At 40.8% G+C, this 20,060-nt stretch carries 9 protein-coding genes and 1 tRNA gene; 3 read left to right on the forward strand and 7 right to left on the reverse strand.

The window, feature by feature from the left end:
- Nucleotides 1–4: 4 nt before the first annotated feature.
- The gene (locus tag HMPREF9455_RS11555) at nt 5–3,169 is read right to left on the reverse strand and encodes a SusC/RagA family TonB-linked outer membrane protein (protein ID WP_395858106.1); all 3,165 of its coding nucleotides are present in this window, start codon (nt 3,167–3,169) and stop codon (nt 5–7) included.
- 326 nt (nt 3,170–3,495) lie between these two features.
- Between HMPREF9455_RS11555 and HMPREF9455_RS11560 the strand changes: the two genes are divergently transcribed.
- Nucleotides 3,496–7,824: a hybrid sensor histidine kinase/response regulator transcription factor gene (locus HMPREF9455_RS11560; protein WP_006799880.1), complete on the forward strand. Its 4,329-nt coding sequence runs from the start codon at nt 3,496–3,498 to the stop codon at nt 7,822–7,824.
- A gap of 443 nt (nt 7,825–8,267) precedes the next feature.
- Here HMPREF9455_RS11560 and HMPREF9455_RS11565 read toward each other — a convergent pair whose 3' ends face one another.
- The 5 genes from HMPREF9455_RS11565 to HMPREF9455_RS11585 all read right to left on the reverse strand — a co-directional run bounded on the left by HMPREF9455_RS11565 (nt 8,268) and on the right by HMPREF9455_RS11585 (nt 18,192).
- On the reverse strand, nt 8,268–9,218 hold the full coding sequence (locus HMPREF9455_RS11565) for a glycoside hydrolase family 43 protein (RefSeq protein WP_006799881.1): 951 nt from the start codon (nt 9,216–9,218) through the stop codon (nt 8,268–8,270).
- Nucleotides 9,219–9,675: 457 nt separating this feature from the next.
- Complete coding sequence (locus tag HMPREF9455_RS11570) at nt 9,676–10,428, reverse strand: rhamnogalacturonan acetylesterase (RefSeq protein WP_006799882.1); 753 nt, start codon at nt 10,426–10,428, stop codon at nt 9,676–9,678.
- Nucleotides 10,429–10,461: 33 nt separating this feature from the next.
- The gene (locus tag HMPREF9455_RS11575; RefSeq protein WP_006799883.1) at nt 10,462–12,534 is read right to left on the reverse strand and encodes a beta-galactosidase; all 2,073 of its coding nucleotides are present in this window, start codon (nt 12,532–12,534) and stop codon (nt 10,462–10,464) included.
- A complete protein-coding gene (locus HMPREF9455_RS11580) occupies nt 12,531–15,317 on the reverse strand; it encodes an alpha-L-rhamnosidase (RefSeq protein WP_006799884.1) in 2,787 nt (928 codons plus the stop codon). Before HMPREF9455_RS11580 ends, HMPREF9455_RS11575 begins: the two co-directional genes overlap by 4 nt.
- 4 nt (nt 15,318–15,321) lie before the next feature.
- Nucleotides 15,322–18,192, reverse strand: a complete 2,871-nt coding sequence (locus HMPREF9455_RS11585; RefSeq protein WP_006799885.1) for an exo-beta-1,4-galactosidase — start codon at nt 18,190–18,192, stop codon at nt 15,322–15,324.
- 208 nt (nt 18,193–18,400) lie between these two features.
- Here HMPREF9455_RS11585 and HMPREF9455_RS11590 point away from each other — a divergent pair.
- Nucleotides 18,401–18,473, forward strand: a tRNA-Lys gene (locus HMPREF9455_RS11590).
- Here the strand turns inward: HMPREF9455_RS11590 and HMPREF9455_RS21075 are convergent.
- A complete protein-coding gene (locus tag HMPREF9455_RS21075; protein WP_083820964.1) occupies nt 18,439–19,458 on the reverse strand; it encodes a recombinase family protein in 1,020 nt (339 codons plus the stop codon). The genes HMPREF9455_RS11590 and HMPREF9455_RS21075 overlap by 35 nt on opposite strands.
- Before the next feature lie 215 nt (nt 19,459–19,673).
- On the opposite strand from HMPREF9455_RS21075, the gene HMPREF9455_RS11595 reads away from it, so the two are divergent.
- Nucleotides 19,674–20,042 carry a helix-turn-helix domain-containing protein gene (locus HMPREF9455_RS11595; RefSeq protein WP_006799887.1) on the forward strand — a complete coding sequence of 123 codons (369 nt, stop codon included), beginning with the start codon at nt 19,674–19,676 and terminating at the stop codon, nt 20,040–20,042.
- Nucleotides 20,043–20,060 lie beyond the last annotated feature (18 nt).

Below are 20,060 nucleotides of genomic sequence, written 5' to 3' on the forward strand. Positions count from 1 at the left end.
TTTATTAAAAACCAATATTAACACCGAATACAAGCCCTTTTATCGTCGTTGCCGAACCTGTAGAAGTCGTATTATTGTCATAGCTGGAAAGGTCTGTATCCAGATAATCGCATTTAGAATATATCGTAAATGGATTCATGAGTTGTCCATAAACTTTCAGATTATTTATTCCCAGCTTCTTCAGATGTTTTGGAGCAAAGTTGTATCCGAAACTTATATTTCTCATTTTTATAAATGAACCATCTTCATAATTCATTGAAGAATTATAAACATCAGCGGCTTCACCATTTGATCCCGGAGAGTAATACCTTGCATTCTCATTTGTATCTTTCACCCAATAATCTATTTTACGCATCTGGTAACGGCCATCAAGAGTTACGGCTCCGCTTCTGAATGTAAAACCCCAACGTGAATAAATGAAGAAAGACAATTCGAAGTTTTTATAATTAAATGTATTCATTATACCTCCCGACCATTCCGGACGTGTAGTACCTACAATCTGCCTGTCGTTATTAGCATCGATAGCACCATCGTCATTCAGATCCTTCACCTTTATTTGCCCGGGTTTGCGACCATATTTAGCAGCTTCCTCGGCTTCCGATGTTTTCCATATACCATCATATACGTAGTCATAATAGACTCCGATTTCTTCTCCTACAAACCATGCATTGCTCAAATCCTGAATTCTACCGTTTGCAAGCGCTTTAATCTTACTTTTGTCTTTCGACCATGTAATATTAGTCGCCCATGTAAAATCCTTAGTCTGAACATTTATAGTATTCAATTGAAGATCAATACCCCATCCTTCAGTTTCTCCTACATTTGCATAAGTTGATGTATAACCGGTAAGAGAAGGGATAGACATCGCCATCAACAAGTCTTTTGTCTTTGTAGAGTAAATATCAATACTACCATTAATCCTGCTATTCAGGAAACTATAATCCAACCCCCAGTTGTACTGAGTAGTTCTTTCCCAGCCCAGTTCTGAATTGGCCATTTTTGATGGATCTTTGAGAGATGGGTCTGACGCCACATAGCCCGGAGAAGAAGTAGTAGTACCCCAATTATAATATAACTGATTTATAGCTCCTTTGGTAGCATAAGCTCCTATTGCCGAGTTACCGGTAGTTCCTACACCAAAACGAAGTTTCAATGCATTGATAAAATCCAGATTCTGCATAAACTTCTCTTGTTCCATACGCCAGCCTAAAGCCATAGAAGGGAAAGAGGCCCACTTATGTCCTTCTGCTAATTGAGATGCACCGTCCCAACGGACAGAAGCTGTCAGCAAATATTTATCTTTAAGGCTATAATTTCCACGCACCATATAAGAAGTCATCTGAGTCTCAGTAAGACCTGTGCCAAAAGAGCTTAATGCACCACCAGAATAAAGATTGTACCATAGTTCGGAAGAGGATGCTACATCTGTAGCTTTCATTGTACCATATTCGTAATGATAGGCAGATGCCGATTGCATCAATGTAAGTCCCAATTTATGATCTATACCGATATTGCGATCATAATAAACAAGATTATCAAGTGTCCATGCACGTGTCTGATAGTTATTGTATGAGGCTGTATTGTTTCCATCACCATTTATACCTTCTGCATCATAAAAAGAGCCTGTACGATAGTACTTAAATTCAGGTCCAAATTGAATGCGATATTTTAAACCTTTCAATGGGTCGAACATTTCGCCAAAGTCAAGTTGTCCGTAAAAACTTCCGTTTGCAATAAAGGTTTGTCTATTATTTACTGTATATTTTAGCTCATTTATCGGATTAATAATATTCACATCACCTGCAGCAGGATTTCGTATATAGCTGCCATTCTCGTCGTAAGGTGTTGTCCATGCCAACATACCGCGTAATGCCGAATAAAAATCTCCGGCTCCGGTTACTGATTTTGCGAAATTATAGCCATAATCCTGATCACCCCATGAAGCGTTAATTGATGTCCCCATTTTAAACCATTTTGTAGGTGAAGCGTCAAAATTTACTTTTGCTGTGAAGCGTTCATATTTTTGCCCCGGCTGAGTCCCTTCCTGGCCCAAATAACCAAAAGATCCATAACCCTGCGACTTCTCACCACCACCGGATATACTGATTGTATGTTCTGTAGAAACAGCATTTTGTTTGCCATGGCTAGCCCAGTCGTAACTACCGACTTTACTTCCATCCCAAACGGTATTATTGTTTGTCCAACCGGCAGCAATATTAGCCCATGAAGCAGCAACCGAACCCCATGTTGCATAATCGGCTTCATAAGATGGTGTAGCCGACTTATATGTACCCATATTGTATTTTGCCAGACGGGCATAATCGAGCCATTCTGATGCACTCATATTTTCTGTTACATCATACATTTTCTCAAATGTTACAGAACCCGAATAGTTTACAGATAGAGACCCACTCTTTCCTCGTTTAGTAGAAACCAATATCACCCCGTTTGCTCCACGAGAACCATAAATAGCCGTAGCTGAAGCATCTTTCAATATATCAATAGCCTCAATATCACTTGGATTTATATTATCTATTCCTCCGGATTGAATGACCATACCATCTACTACATATAAAGGACCCTGATCTGCATTCAAAGAACGAACTCCCCGCACCCTGATACTTCCTGTTTGTCCGGGACGCTGATTTGATGTAATATCCACACCGGCTGTCTTTCCCTGCATAGCCTGTAGTGCATCTTTGACAGGCATCGCTTTCATTTCCTTTTCTCCTACACGGGCCATTGCTCCGGTCACATCACTTTTTTTCATTGTGCCATATCCGACTACAACTACTTCATCCAGCATTTGTGTATCTTCCTGAAGTACAATTTTAATGTGAGTTTGTGATCCTACCGTAATATTCTGCTCAATATAGCCGATGAGCTTTACATTGAGTACGTCCTGAGCACCTGCCACAACAGTAAAATTCCCATCATGATCAGTTACAGTTCCTTTTGTTGATCCTTTTACTGTTATTACAGCACCGATTACACCGTCTCCCAGATCATCGATAACTGTACCGGTCACTGTCTTCGTCTGTGCAAAAACTAATGTTGACATAAAAACGAGAATCAATGTCAACATACCTCTGGCTCTTAAGAGCCGTTTTCCATGGTAATTCCTCATAAATATTAATTTAAAATGGTAATTGAGTTTCGTGTGTTTAATTCTTCTACTTTAATTTCCAGAACTAATGTTTTTCATATTCGATTTATCAACGGCAAAACTAAGATTAACATATTTTCAGGAAAATGTATTTTTGTTCATAGTTATGGAAATTCATTTTTGCTGCAATAAAACAAGAAATAATACGACAAAAACGGACTTCACAAACTGGCTACAGAAAACGATTTAACAGAAGAAATCCTCATTACGCAGAACAAGCAGATGCAACGACTGTAAAATCGTTCAATCTTATAGATTATTAGTCACCCGATTTCGAATAAACATTAGTTTTCGTACTTTTGAAAAGAGTTTCAAATATTGTTAGCCATATGAATCTATTGAAATCCATAACCTTTATTATTCTCCTCGTTATTTTACCGGTAAAATTGTTCCCGGTAAAAGACAACAACTTGCAGTTTACACAAATCAGCACAAAAGACGGACTGTCGCAAAATACTGTCCGGGCAATTCTTGAAGATAAAAAAGGTTTTATTTGGGCAGGAACTTTAGATGGTCTGAATAGATATGATGGCTATAACCTTATTGCTTATAAACCTCAGCTAGACAATCCTAATTCACTGATCGATCATCGTATAAAAGATGTCTTCCAGGACAAAGACGGATACCTATGGATCAAGACATATAAGAACGAGTTTAGCTGTTATAATCCTGTCTCCGACTCCTTCATAAATTACCATTCGGAGCAAAACCACACCCATGAAAACAACGCATATTATATAAACTACTATGAAGCTACGGATGGCACTATCTGGCTATGGGGTAATACTAATGGTTGCTTGCGAATACGCAAAACTGGAAGCAGATTCTCAACAAAACCATTTCTTACCGAGAAAAGTGCAGAAAATAAGAAAGACTGCAAGTTCCTCTTCGAAGACTCCAAAGCCACCATATGGGTTGGCGGAGAGTCCGGCCTGTTCATGATATCGAGAGATAGGACTGATGTTCTCTTTTCCAACAAACATTCTTTTACTAAAGCAATAGAACTTAATAATAAAATATACTTCATATCTGAAAAGTCGGGTATCATCGAATATGATATTAAACGAAAGTCTTTTCAGGAAACGACCAATTCAACACTTAATGACGTTTATTCCGATGTGACCAGACTCTCCGATAATGAACTATTAATATCAACAAAATCCTCGGGTCTTATTTCATATAACATAAGTACCAACCTATTTGACAAGCCTGCGTGGGCAAAAGACCCGCAACTTGCAGGTAACATCGAGTTTATAATCGATAAGAATCAGGGTATCTGGATGTATAATCATTCAGGTATAGTCTGGTATTATAATCAAAATAGCCGAAAAGTAAAAAAGATGGAACTAATACCGCCGGCTATTGCTCAAATCATCGACTTGGAAAGATATAATGTATTCATAGATTCTAAAGGTTTTATCTGGATTACGACATACGGGAATGGACTATTTTACTATAATCCTGAAACTGACTCTCTACACAACTATAAGTATAGCGCCGACAAGAACAGTCCGGCATCTGATTATCTCCTTTCCATCACAGAAGACAGGTATGGTAATATATGGATTGGAAGTGAATATGCCGGTATCATTAAGGTTACCAAACCCAATTACGATATACAGGTTGTCCGTCCTGAGATAGAGACTTCGATTGGTAAAAACAACAATGTGCGCACAATATATGCAGATGCATTCGACAAAACATGGGTAGGAACTAAGAATGGCAGCTTATATGTATATGAAGACATCCTGGAAGCCGGAAGATGTATATATAAAGATATGAATCCTTATACTTTGACCGAAGACTCCAAGAAAAGAATGTGGGTAGGGACTAAAGGAAAAGGCTTATACATCATAGACCTGGCTACATACAAAGAAATAGCTCACTACACGAATATAGAAACAGATACCAATTCGCTAAGCTACAATACCATTTTCAATATTTGCAAAGACAATAAAAACCGTATGTGGATAGGTACTTTCGGAGGAGGAATAAACCTCGCAGAAGATACACCCGCCGGTATTAAATTCAAACGCTTCTTCTTCGACGATGGCAACCGTAGTTATATACGATATATATATCAGGATAGTAAAGACCGTATATGGGCGGGAAGTAGTGACGGCATCATTTTATTCAATCCGGAAGAGTTGATAAAGAATCCCAAAGCCTATAAAACGTACCGTATGAATCTGAATAAGAAAAACGGTATTAACTGCAATGATATAAAGACGATATTTGAAGACGGAGAGGGCATCATCTGGATAGGTACTGCCGGAGGCGGACTAAATAAGTTTGTTCCAGCTACCGCAGAATATGATGAACATTTTATAGCCTATACTACTGCAAACGGTTTGTCCGGAGATTTCGTATCAGGTATACAAGAAGACAAAGAGCATAATCTGTGGATCAGCACAGAAAGTGGGATAACCAAGTTTAATAAGCATACAAACACATTCATAATCTATCAGTTTTCTGAGAAAACATACGGCAATCATTTCAATGAGAATGCAAATATCCACTATAAAAACGGTAATATGCTATGGGGTAGCCTCGATGGACTAATCGTTTTCAATCCCGAATCGTTCGTGCCCGACCAAAATACCCCGCCTGTTACGTTGACGGACTTTTTTATTTATGATGTCAAAGTTGAGGCCGGAAAGAAAGGCTCCCCCCTGAAACAATCGATAAGCTATTCCGATGAAATAAACCTAAACTATAAGCAGAATACATTCACCATCGAATTTGCCTCCTTAGTATTAAAAGACCCGGCAAAGAATAGGTACGTCTATATGCTGGAAAACTATGATAAGCAATGGAGCGCAATAAGCCATTATAATACAGCTACCTACAAGAACCTTTCACCGGGAAAATATATATTCAAAGTAAGAGGGACAAACAGTGACGGAATCTGGAATGAAGAAGTCACCCGGCTTGAAATCATTATTGCACCTCCTTTCTGGAAATCGTGGTACGCCTATATTATTTATGGCCTGTTAGTAATGCTCCTCTTATACATCGCGTTCAAGCTTATCTATAAATTTAATATGCTTAATAATAACGTAAAGTTAGAAAAAGAGCTGACAAACCATAAACTACGTTTCTTTACCAACATATCCCACGAGTTCAGAACCCCGCTGACGCTGATCAGGGGGGCTGTAGAAAATCTGAATGAACAAACAGGTGTATCTCCGCATGCGATGAAACAGATAAACATTCTGGGTAGAAACTCCGTCATACTCACCCGGCTTATTGATCAGCTATTAGAATTCCGAAAACTTCAGAACAATGTATTGACACTCGATTTGGAGGATACCGATATCATTGAGTTCTCCAAAGACATATATTTCAATTTTCAGGAAGCCGCCAATCAGAAGAAAATAGAATACTCATTTATCAGTGATACCCACTCATATCAGATGTTTATCGACCGCCGCAAGGTAGATAAGATCTTGTATAACCTGCTATCCAACGCATTCAAGTTTACTCCTAACGGGGGACAAATAGACCTTATAATTTCTATCGACCGGCAAAAGCAAGTATGTCTTTTCAAGGTGAAAGATAACGGTATAGGTGTAGACAAAGACAAACAGCATATGCTCTTCAGCCGTTTTATGCAAATCAACTTTTCATCATCCGGAACGGGTGTAGGCCTGTCTCTGGTAAAAGAGTTTGTCGATGTGCATAAGGGCAAAATCTGGTACGAGAATAATGAAGAGCAAGGCTCCATATTCAATGTCGAGATATCTGCAAACAAGGATACTTACAAAGGCGAGAATTTCATCACACCAACTCATTCCGGTATTCTCCCTACAGATAGTAACAGCAAGATTCTATATCCATCAGACAATACCGAAAACATCCAGTTACCGGATATAGACGATTCCACACTCTCCAATTATAAGATGCTGATAATTGACGACAACGATGATATCCGCAATTTCCTGATCGATGAATTCAGCAAATACTTTATGGTAGAAGTTGCCGAAGACGGACAAAAAGGTTTACAGAAAGCAATCGAAATAAACCCTGACCTTATTATCTGCGATGTAATGATGCCCGCCATGGATGGATTTGAAGTGACACGAAGACTGAAAGAGGATTTCCAGACCTGCCATATTCCTATCATTCTGTTAACGGCGCATTCGTCGATAGAACATCAACTGGAAGGTATCCAGAGCGGGGCCGATGCATATATAATGAAGCCATTCAGTCTGAAATATCTTGTAACCAGAGTGTTTAAACTCATTGAACAACGGGAACAACTGAAAAAACGTTTTTCGAATGAGTATGTTCTCGATGGTAACCTGATTACATCTACAGACAAGGATAAAGAATTCTTCAACCTGATAGATAAAATACTGGAAGAACATCTTGCCGACACAGAGTTTTCTGTAGATAAGTTCGCCGAATTAGCGAAACAAAGACGTACCATTTTCTATAAAAAGGTGAAAGGCATAACCGGACTTTCGCCCAACGAACTCATAAAGATAAAGCGGTTGAAACGGGCTGCCGAACTCCTCTTACAGGGAGACCTTACTGTATCCGAAATATCTTACAAGGTAGGCTTTGATGATCCGTTCTATTTCAGCAAATGTTTCAAAGCCCAGTATAAATGTTCTCCATCGAAATATGGTCAACCGATAAATCAGAAAGAGTAAATCTACGAATGCTAAAAGGTAACAAAAGTAACACTTTTTATACTATATTACCTCTGTCACTTCCAGCACAAAAAGTAACAAAGGTAACACATTTATGTGCTTTTGTAGGGGTGAATTGAAAATCGGCGGAGCCAAACATCTTTCGCCCGTTATGTGACAAATGGGCAACCACAAGGGATTACCCCTACAACTTTTCGTAAAAGGTAACAAAGGTTACACATATTTCAGCTTTTAGCTGATAGCCGCTAGCTTAAGTTATCACATAAGTGACTTTACCGTAAACAGAAATACAGTTCTTTCAACTTAGTACTTAAAACTCATTACTTGTTAAAAGGTAACAAAGGTTACACCTTTCCTCTCATTTGCTAATTAATTTTTTCAAAGAACTAATAGCTATTAGCTAACGGCTAAAAGCTATATATAGATAAAGTTTTATAATATAATTACTCTAATAAGCCACTCAATATGTCTTCAGAAACGGTAAAAGCTGTACCATGCCGTACTCCTGCAGGAAAAACAATCGAATCGGAAACATCCGCCCATACTTTCATATCTTTCGACCTTACCGCCCCATATTTATGATCCCTGTATTTATCAAAATACACATACACATATTCTCCAACTTGTAGCGGCGCAGGCCCTTCCGCCCAATAATCGCCTGTAATAGGTTCCGACACCGTAGCAGGAAAACCGAAAGGTTCATCATTGGATACTACACGGATATTCTTTTCTGCCGGACTTGAATTTTCATTCTTTACAAAAAGATAATAAATCCCGTCCTTATCCAGTATCGCTCCGTCAATTACACTGAACCTGGGTTCAAAAAACAGCTTGGTATCACTGAACGTTTTGAAATCCTTAGTGGTTACATAATATTGCCTGTGATTCAATCCCTTCTCGCTTTCGGAAGTAGGCAGATCCGGAAACGCACCGGGTATAGTCGAGGCCCAAAAGATATAGAAAGTCTTGTCTTTCTTATCATAGAATAGTTCCGGTGCCCATGTATTCTTCGTTCCTTCAAACTTTTCCATAACCGGAATATTCATTTGTCGCGACCATGTTTTCAAATCTTTGGACGATGCATAACCGATACCCTGATCCCACCAGCCCGATGTCCATACCATATGGAAGGTACCTTCTTCATCCTCAACTATACTTGGGTCACGCATCAGCTTGTCTTTCCCAATTTCAGGTTTCAGGTAAATGGAGTCGTTATTCAATATTTCCCACTTCATCCCGTCTTTGCTATATGCCAGATGCAAGCCGTCTCCATTTCCTTTGAAATAAGAGAATAAATATACAGGTTTTGCGACTTCGACTTCTATCGTTTGTTGCTTTCCTACACAGGAGAAAAGAAGTAGTGGTAATAGAATAAGGTTAATTAATTTCTTCATTTTTCTCTGTTCTTTTTAGTTCTATAATAGAGTTATTATTGTATAAAAATGTTCTATTTTTAGTTACAAGTTACTACGCCCCGTGGGCAGTTACGAGTTACGAGTCGGCTGACGCACGTGGGGCTAAAGCCTGAAGAGACTCTGTCCTGTCGCCGCATCGCGATTCCGGCCTCGTCCCTCAGGCGGGGTACCCAATCCGCAAAGCGGAGGTGTAGGGCAAAATACGGTAGTTGCTATACACGGCTGATAATCCGGCTATAAATGATTCCGTATTATTTTGCCCCACCGAAACTGCGGTTTTGGGTCGCCGAGGGGATGCAGCCTTGATTTTTTGTTTCGTTTTGCATCAAGGCAAAATGAATTGGAGCGAAGCGGAATTGAAAATCGGCGTTAGCCAAATCGGCGGAGCCAAATACAAGCCGGCTGGCGCGTTAGAAAAAATAGAACATTAAATATATCAATCATTATTTAATCTCACATATTCACTCAATCCCTGCAAATTCAATTCCTTTATACCCTCTGCCACAAAACAGGCAATCTGCTTCGCTCCCTTTTCCATCATATGCGTATCATCTTTCAACCCTTCAGGCTTCGCATGATCTATTCCAGGCTCCACCCAACGATAATAAGGTTTGGAGTCCTCATCTCCCAGCATCGTAACAAAATCACGTGTCTTGAGATTTATATCTATCATCGGCACATCATATTCTTTAGCTATCCGGCGAGTGATTACAGGATATCCTTTCAAACGGTCATCGATAAGCGAGCCATCCCTAAAAGTGCGCATTACAACGGATGTCAGCAATACAGGATTACCACCCTTAGCTTTTACATCCTCAACCATCCTAACGAGATTCTTCCGATAGTCATCATACGATGCATGCCGGTCCGGACGGGTAGATGCATCATTATGTCCAAACTGGATAAAAACGTAATCCCCGGCTTTTACCTCCGACAATAACCTGTCCCAGCGGCCTTCACTTATAAATGTCTTGGTGCTGCGGCCTCCCATAGCATGATTTACAACCTTTACATTGTCAGAGAAAAGCAAAGGTAACATCTGCCCCCATCCTTTTATCAGGCCATCTTTCTCTTCATTATAAGTCTGTGCAGTAGAATCTCCCGCTATAAATATAGTTATTGGTCTGTCCACAGTTTTAAAACCTAAAACTGAAACTATGATGAAGAAGACTAATAGATATTTTTTCATATTTCCGTTTTATATTCTGAGTAGATTATTGTATCATTTCTTCCATACTGATACTCCCGCCGTAGGAATATCCTTACTGCCAATCACATATTTTGTGTTTGCAGGCAAAGGCAGCGAGTATGTCTTGTCCGCATAGTTCACTGCAATTCCAAAACCGTCACGATATTCGATATGCAATCCCTCAGGCAAATCCGCTAATGTAATATTTAAAATGCCATACAGTTTTTTCAAAACAGCTTTTTCCATCTGCTCATTTTGAGAATCCACACCTACATAAGTGACTGTGCCTTTACCCAAACGATGAAAGATGATTGCAGGACTTCCTTCATAAAAATCGCCCTCATATGTAGCCCATGTTTCTGTATTTACTTCGGGAACCAATATTTCGCCCCAACTTGTCCAGTCATATTTCCGGCCGTCGAATGCTATCTGGTCGGGAGTGCGGGGTTGCAGCAAATCATAAAAGTCTATCTTTGCTCCTATCAAAGAATAGATAGGTTCACCAAAAGGAGCCTCAAACAATTGTCCGTTGCGTGATTTATGACCAGTGCGACTCGTTAAGACCAGATTTCCACCTTGCTCCACATAGTTCCGCCAACGTAGCACCAGTTCCCGGTCCACCATCTCATATGCGGGAGCGATCATTACATTATATTCTGAAAAGTCATTTCGTTCATCTATAAAATCCACAGGTGCCCCGAAATTCTTCAATGCATTGTAATACTTGTCTATATGCTTTTCAGTGTCCCATTCGGTTGTCTGTCTGTTTCGCTGCATCTCCCATGCATTCTCATGGTTATAAAGAATAGCGGTACGGCGTTTTTCATAACTATCAGGATTTTTCGTATCTCCTTTATATTCTTTGCGCAACTGTGCGATCTCTTTTATAAACCGGGAATATTCCAATCCGCTTTTGGTAGGTGTCACGCCATCCGGGCCCACAATACCATAGTGGTAAAGTTCTGTCCCGTATATCGGCTGACGGTAACGGTAAGTACATGTAAACTTGCTTCCCCCTGCGAATACATGCCACAGCCACAGCCTGATAGCACCGGGTAATGGTTGCGAGTTTATCTTGCCCCAGTTCACCTGTCCGGGTTGCAGTTCCATCACGCCATACACCTCGTCTATAGTGCGGAAAAAGTCATTAGCCTTTGCTATTCTTTCCACCGGCCCTAAACGATAACCTTTGCGCCCGATACCATAATCTTCACCGAATACCATATAGCGGGTATAGGAGTGGAAGTCCAGCCCATTGCTTTTCCTCAAATGTCCATCACTATATTCGGGGATGTAATTAGTAGTAATCCATTGTTGGGGACTCGCATATTTACGTATAAGTACCGCCTGCTCATCCAGAAAACCAGCCATTTCGTCTGTTGTAAAACGATGGTAGTCGAGTATTTGATGAGAATTCATAAACATCTGTGATAAACGGGGAATATTTATCTCCGAAAAACCGGAATATACCTGACTCCAGAATGCGGTACCCCAAGCCTTATTTACGGCTTCTATAGTCTGATATTTAGCCTTCACATAATCACGAAACCGTTGCTGTGCATCTTTTCCGTAATCCTGTGCCGGACGTGGTTCGTTGTCGAGTTGCCAACCCATTATACGTTTGTCATTCCCGTAATGCTGCGCCAGTTTCTCTATCATCTTCATTGAATATTCCCGATAGAAATTATTGGAAACCGAGGGGTGCTGACGTGCACCGTGATCCATCTTCGTACCGTCTTCATGTTCTATCAGCACATCGGGATGCTGGCGTACAAGCCATACGGGAGGGGTAGCCGTGGATGTACACATAATCACTTTCAATCCGTTTTTATCGGCAATATCTACAGCCTTGTCGAGCCATGCAAAATCATATACACCTTCTTCCGGTTCGAGCTGCGCCCATGCAAATTCGGCATAATGCACAAAATCGAAGCCGAGCTCCTTTATTTGTTTCAGGTCACGCTCCCATTGCGATTCGTCCCAATGTTCGGGATAATAATAAGTCCCCACTATCGTAAGGTCTTTCGGATTAAACCTATCCGGATTTTGGGCTGTGAGGCCAAGCCTTAAAAGCAAAAGGAAGGTCAATAAAAACGTCTTCTTCATGGTTGTATTTTTCTTAATTCTTTTATTACTACCGGACCTAATAATCCTGACGGAACAGGATTCCACGTATCGAAACGCACATCTTTATAAGTGATGCTTACAAAGTTTATTTCCTGAAATATGCGCCATTCAACACCCCGCTTATCATAGTCGGAAATACGGTTGGCAGGCAGGTTGGTAACTTCAATCTCCAAAGTATTCTCCCCGTTGATAAGCAATTGCCCGATATTTGTTTCGAATGGTACGGCGAACAGCGTGCCTGCATCTTTCCCATTCACGCATACCCTTGCACTTTCACGGACATCGCCCAAACACAAACGGTAATCTTGGTTTATAGATTTCTTAAAATTGAATTTTATTGTGTATCGGGCAGTCCCCATATTCTTTTTAAGTTCGTCATTATCCAGTTCTGTCCATGAGCCTAATGTTTGTAATTTGAAGGTTTCATCAATGGCAGGCTCACTTTCTACGAAGTTCATCTCCCATCCGTCTTTCAGTTCCGTTTGATTCCCTGTCTGTTGGTAATAATCCCAATTATCCGTTGTTATTTTGGCGTTAGTAAATGTTTTCAGGATAATGGATTCCCCGGGTTGCAACTGCATGTAAACTTCTGTTTTTCCATTCCGCTTTCTTATAGCCGCCTTGCCCCTTTGGCCTGTCATCGGATCAAAGAACATAGCACTTTCTGCATCTACACCCAAAGTTACCCAGTCGTCTACACGTTTATTTTTCAGCATAGTAAAGAAATAGTGATATCCGGTAACGTTCTTGCGGCGAATAAGTTGCCCGCCAAGTTCAGACACAAACATTTCTTTGTTGATATGGCATTCCAATAATATTTTCCCATAATCATTTCCTGTAATGATTTTTCCTTTCCCTAAGGCATTCACAGAAACTTTATCGAATGAACTTATAACCGGGAACGACTTCAATACCGAAGAGAACTTTGCTCTCCTTTCTTCCAGATTGGATAATCCCGGAACATCGGAAGGATATTGTTCGGCAAAAATTACCGTAGCGCCTTGTTCCGCCAGTTTCTGAATCCGGGTCAGTGTTTCAAGCGGGATCAGTTTTGCTGCCGGAAGTATTAGGGCTTTATATGTTGCCCCACCCACAGTCTTCAGCAATCCGTTTTCTATGGTGGTTGTTTGTATAAAACGATCCGAAATATAGTCCAGATCATAGCCATTAGCCATTATTTGTTCCACAGCCCCGCAAAAATCAGGAAGACGGTCGCGCATTCCATGTATGGCAAAGGTGGTAAAATAATTTCCGCGTTGCCCTTTCCAAATATCATACATTGGCAAATACAATAAGAAGTCGTTATCCGGAGTCCCTTCCTGTAAGAACGACTGTATCCTTGTTATATAGCTGAAAAACGCAGGAGCATCGCACCAGATAGAATTCGTCGGAGACATATCCACCGAAGCGTAAAATTTCCAGCCCGGCCATGCCGCATCTTTCGGCGAATAGGTAGAGCCATGAAAGTATACATGGTTTACACCTGATGTAAACATCTGGTCGATCTCCGGCTTACACTGCGATAAGGATGTGCGAAAATGCTCTGTCAGCCAGGTAAATGTTTCGGAAGAAGTGTATTTCTTTCCTGTTATATGAGCAGCCGAAGACGCGTACTTCAGTGTGGTAGGATCTCCATCGTTCTGTTTACGTATGGAATCTTTTCGCAGATAAGGAATATCAAAATCGGTGATACCGAAAGATTCACATTCGGGAATATCCACCGCGGCATACAAATCCAGCAAGTTCGCAGGTGACCCGTGAGCCTGATTCTTAGTAGTCGTATTGCGTGAATGTGCCCAGGTAGTCCATGCCTGAGTAAAGTTTTCCCGCAACATGTCGCCTACAGTTTCACGGTAATCGCAAATGACACGTGCAGAGATATCTGTCGCTCCATCTGCCAGCAATTCGGGAAAATAATCCTGTAGTTTATATCCACGCCTTCGCTCGAACTGATCAAGTAGATCCGGTGTCCAATCCCCGCCATATACTTCATACGAATCGTTGAAAAAGCTATGCGGAAATGATACCTTATTATCAGTAAAAGCCTTGTCAAACTTACCTAAATAGCGTTGTACCGCATCTGCATCAAAGTGGTTAAGAACGTATCCCTGTCCGCCGGGGGCAGCACGTTTTACCTGCTGGAATGTTTTCCCTATAAACAAAGCAACCAGTTTGCAATTATCACCTGCAGGTGCTATCCACATCAGTTTTCCGTCAGAGCCTACTTTGTCGGTTATATCCAGTTTTTCTCCTTTTGAAGAATAAGCGATCAGTTTGCTCAGATAAGCAACTTCCTTTTGCTTATCATCCTTTATCTGAACAGATTTTTTCAGTTCCTGTCCTCCTTTCAGCTCATATTGCTGAAAGATTGCTTTGGTAGCAGCATCCTCCATTGTAATATCAGGCCCTCCGAACGGCCATCCCGTGCCCATATTCATATCTGCCGCCATCCCCAAACGGTTGGCTTCCGATTCGGTAAAAGCTAACATTTGCATCCATTTTGGAGTCAGATAATCGATGTAATGGCTTTCACGGGCTTTGACTCCATAGATAGGGGTAATTTCCACACCCCCGATTCCGGCCCTACCCATCTCCTCTAGATTGTAAGTTAGATTCACAGAATCTACATCGCTCCCCATCCACCACCAACGGGTCCACGGCTTTGCTTCTTTTGTTACTTCGGGCCAGTCGGTTATGACTTTATCCTGAGTACAATTTATGAATGTTGTCAACAGTAAAACGACTGCTAATATTTTCTTCATGCTATTATCTTATAATATTTTTCAACTCATCCGGAGCATCTGTTGTATGTGTATTGATACGCTCGCCTTCATTCCTCAACAAGTCCTCTATAATTGACAGTTGTACTGAATTTTCGGGTACAAAATGAATTGTATTCATATAGTTTATTATCGAATAATACAACTGCCTTGCTACAATACGCTTATCCGGTTCGGTCGTAATATCGGCACTGCATACCATTATTTTACCATTACCTACGTTGGCTTCAAACAATGTACCTAATTTACGGTTGACAAACCAGGTATCGATCGGCTGAATGATCGGCTGGAAACCGGCAGGGAAATTATTCATCTCCATTACCTGCCCTTTTTGCACCAGCTCCCACCACTGCAATCCGGTATAGAAGTCTGTAGGAAAATCTTTAAATACAGGATGATAATTATTTATCAATGAACCCTCTGTATGCGGCGGGCGCATTTTGAACCATGAAGTATTCCAGAACGAAGGGGTCATATATTGTACGACGTCTTTGCCCTGTTCTACTTTTCCGGCTAAAAGCAGGAGGACTTTACCTCCTTTATCCAATACGCTTTTTGTTTGTCCGTCTATCAGGTTGGTTATGTATATATCCGAAGTATCCGCTTCCGGTAACTGTGCCGGATATACCCAGAAATCCCAATTATTGGAAACATCCGTACAATCGAACGATATCTCAAGATTTAGTTTCTGTGCTTTATCGATTGATTGAAGTGCAAAAGAGACTGTGCCCAACTGCTGACAGTTGCCTATCTGAACATCTTTGGGCGGAAGTTTCCCTTTCGCCAGTGTTTTCCCGTAAGTATCCGTTATACGCCATTTGACCGATTGTTGTCTCAATACATTTTCTCCAAAATGAGCGACCTCGATACGGGCGGTCATTGTCTCGTCATTTTTAAATGTAAATTTATCCATGCGGGACAATAAGACGGTAGGCGCACAAAACTTACGGAATTCGCCGGCATCGATATATCCTTTTTCTTCCCAGAAAGCATTTAATACACCAACCAGAGCGGTACCCTGCCCCGAGTAATCATTCAGGCTTAATAACTGAAATCCTGCATATTCGGGAGTACGCAATGTCTTTTCTATTTCGTGTTTATAACATAATGCCTGTAATTTACCCGAAGCCATCAGGAAATCATGGGCTAAATCTCCCATGTGCCTGTCGGACAAATCTTCACGGAACAGTTCAAAGTTACGGGCACGCATTACCCCTGTATATTTCTTTATCTCCGAAAAGTCGGGAAATACGCACCATTGCCCTGTTTCATGCGACACATAGGGCTGTTTTACAGTGTCTATACGCGATAAGTAATCCGAATTCGATTCCGGTTGATTATCCCATGCAAGCCCTCTGGCCCCTGCTTTCACATGAAACTGATTGCGAGGCTGCCATGCCCAGCTATTCCCCACCGAAGCACCTGTGTAAACACGTCTCGTATCCGTTTCTTTCCAATAATCGACAAACTTACTTACCCATGGCACCCAACGCCCTCGGGGTTCATTGCCTATAGCAAACATGCAGAATGAAGGGTAATTGCCATATTGTTTCACTATACGCTCGGCCTCTTTCCACAGATAATCATCTACTGGACGACCGTCGCCTAAAGACGAGCCATGATTAGGCCAGCTAGGGCCTTCGGGTTGCAAATAAAAGCCGGTTAAATCGGCAGCTTCCATTGCTGCTTCGGGGGGACAGAATGAATGGAAACGCATATGATTAAGCCCGAAACTACGGCAAATACGGAAAACCCTTTCCCAAGACTCCACATCCATAGGAGCATAGCCTGTAAGGGGAAAAACACAATTTTCGACAGTCCCGCGAAGCATGGTCTTCCGGCCATTTACATAGAAATATTTCCCTTCTACCGTAAACTCACGCATACCAAAGCGGACTTCTTTTGTATCTGTTCCTTTCGACGTTTTTAACGAAACGGATAATTTATACAAATTGGGATGAAACTCGTTCCAGCTAAGCATATCATCGCCCATCGACAGTTCAAGTTCCATCTTTGTAGATTTACTTCTAGCTGTATAATTTTGTAAAACCGGCTCTACCGTATGTACTTTCTCTCCGTTGTAACTTTGCGCTTTAAGTGTTATCTGACCTGATGACTGACCTATGATGGTGAGTTTTACCAATACTTTCTTATTTTTCAGGTCGGGATATATTTGTATATCGTCTATATAAGTCACAGGTGTGGATTGCAGTTCCAGTTTGCCTACTATTCCGTTCCAATTTCCTTGTGTCTGGTCGGTTATACTGTGTGAATCTTTGCCGACATCTATATCTTTTGTACGATTGTCGATGCGTAAAGTAATAGTATTACTTCCTGTTTTAAGAAATTTGCTGATATCAAAAATATGAGGAACGGAAAGAGAGTTATCCATACCGACTTCTTTTTCATTGATCCATAGGCGGGATTCCGTATGTGGACGCTCCAAAAACAAAGTAATCCGTTCTCCCTTCCAATCTGCCGGAATAATCATATCTTTCTGATACCATGCCGCACCCACATAATATTTTACAGGAGTAAGCCAAAACGGAAGTTTAAGGTTGTCCGGTTTACGGAATTTTTCCAACCGCGGATTGAAGAAAAACGAACTGTCGTATATACTGGCTGTCCATTGCGTTGTGAGCGTGACATCGTCTCCTTTGTGATTTTCGGTCATGGAGCCCGGCAAATAGATATTATCGTTTAGTTTTTTACTAAACCATTTCTCTTTCTCCCCTATATCAGACCTGTCTATCTGAAACCGCCACTGCCCTTTTAAATCTATCGTTTTATTTTGCGCGTGAGATATCTGGCAAATTAATAAAAATAGCGTGCTGAGTAATATGGAAACGTATTTCATGGTTTTTCCCCTGTTTTATATTTTAAGGTAAATTCAGACTATTACATGATACAAAAATACCGTTTAAGGGCATAAACAGGTATGTAATTTCATTCAAATACCTATATATTTTGACAAAACCGGGATAAAATAATCCATATGAAGAATATTTTTTAGAGATTAATTTCCTTAAAAAGAATAATTATTATACTTTTGCACCTACCAAAAAGACTCCGTAGCTCAGTTGGTAGAGCAATTGACTCTTAATCAATGGGTCGAGGGTTCGAGCCCCTCCGGGGTCACCTGTAGGGACAAGTCTAAAAAAGAAAGACTTGTCCCATTTTTTTTGCTCTGTAACTTGCTGTTATTCTGATAGATAAGAGCAATCGCAGAATTTAGTCTCGGAGTTCGATGTTGTGTTCCGTCAAATTCCAAAAAATCGGGGAACATCGAACTCACTATAAGCCTTTTTTCTTCAATATCGCCGTTTTCATAGCGTCTATCAATGTTTGCGACCTTTTTTAAGGCAGAAGCTACCAAGTCTTTTATCTCCGTTCCCACTACTGCCAAGTTGTTCAATCTCTTTTCTAAAACCTCAATCTTTCCTTTGGTCAATTTCTTTACTTCTTGGAAATCATCGTCTGCCATTTCTCCATCGGCATTCTTTAAAAGTGCGTTTTGATAGCGTTTGTTCAAAGCATCAATCTCACCTATGATATTTGCCCGTTCCGTGTTTTGGGCTTTGGTTTTATTATTGAAGTCTTTTATAAAGGCTTCGATAAAAACCTCGACCATGCCCTCTTTTGGCGACATATACCGTAATTGCTTTAGGAAAGCCTCATTGGCGGTTTCGGCTTTGAACCGTACTCCGCAGGCGGAAGTGCAATGATAGTAATTGTAGTAGACCCCCATCTTGCCCTTTGATGCACTCCCTGTAAGCATCCTATTACAATTAGGGTTAGGACATTTAATAAACCCTCTAAGCGGTAGGTTTTCCATAGCCACTATTTTAGGCTTTATTTCCCTTTTTCTACCATCGAGAATTTCCTGTATATCGTCAAACAGCTTTTCACTGATTAACGGCTCGTGTTGCCCTTGCACTAAATATCCCTTTTCCTCTTTGTAGGGAGGAATGACTATTTTACCACAGTACAACGGGTTTCGTACAGCTATCCAAAAACTGTTTTTGTTGAACCGACCTTTGCCATTGGCTTTTTCCCGTACCATCTTCCAAATCTGTTCGGTATTGAAATTACTGGATGCGATTTGTTCAAATGCCCATTTCAAAAGCGGTGCTTCAAATTCGTGTGGGGCTATATATTTCTTTTTGTTCTCGCCTGTATAATATAATTGAAAAGTAGTCCACTAAAATAATTTAAAAGTATACCACCAGTTAAGTAAAATGTGTGAGAGCATCTAATAAAGCTCTACATTTTACTAACAAATATTAACATTATAAATTCCTTTGTGTATTAACCAACACAGAGGCTAAAATGATAACAATGGTGGAAAAACAAACAATTATTCACATGTACCGCACGGTTGGGTACAGTAAACGGGCTATAGCCAGGGAGTTGGATGTCAGCCGTAAGACCGTTCATAAAGTCATAGCCGAGTATGAAGCCGCATTAAACTGTGATGATCCTGAATCCTCTCTGGAATCGGTATTAACAATCCCCCCCCATTATAACAGTTCCCGGCGAGGCCGCCGTGTTATTGTCGGTAGCCTGAAAGATTTAATAGACGACTGTTTAGAGAAGAACGCTCGTAAACGTGCTATGGGCCTGAAGAAGCAGTGTATGCGGGGTAAGGATATCTACGAACTGTTAATAGATAAAGGCTTCCAGGTCAGCTATACGGGTAGTTTGTAAATACATCGCTTCTGTTAC

It is taken from the genome of Dysgonomonas gadei ATCC BAA-286, assembly GCF_000213555.1.
Classification (GTDB): Bacteria; Bacteroidota; Bacteroidia; order Bacteroidales; family Dysgonomonadaceae; genus Dysgonomonas; species Dysgonomonas gadei.

Coding starts and splice junctions, on each gene's coding strand:
- HMPREF9455_RS11585 (WP_006799885.1), bottom strand. CDS start 18,192: ATGAAATACGTTTCCATATTACTCAGCACGCTATTTTTATTAATTTGC.
- HMPREF9455_RS11560 (WP_006799880.1), top strand. CDS start 3,496: ATGAATCTATTGAAATCCATAACCTTTATTATTCTCCTCGTTATTTTA.
- HMPREF9455_RS11580 (WP_006799884.1), bottom strand. CDS start 15,317: ATGAAGAAAATATTAGCAGTCGTTTTACTGTTGACAACATTCATAAAT.
- HMPREF9455_RS11565 (WP_006799881.1), bottom strand. CDS start 9,218: ATGAAGAAATTAATTAACCTTATTCTATTACCACTACTTCTTTTCTCC.
- HMPREF9455_RS11575 (WP_006799883.1), bottom strand. CDS start 12,534: ATGAAGAAGACGTTTTTATTGACCTTCCTTTTGCTTTTAAGGCTTGGC.
- HMPREF9455_RS11570 (WP_006799882.1), bottom strand. CDS start 10,428: ATGAAAAAATATCTATTAGTCTTCTTCATCATAGTTTCAGTTTTAGGT.
- HMPREF9455_RS11595 (WP_006799887.1), top strand. CDS start 19,674: ATGGTGGAAAAACAAACAATTATTCACATGTACCGCACGGTTGGGTAC.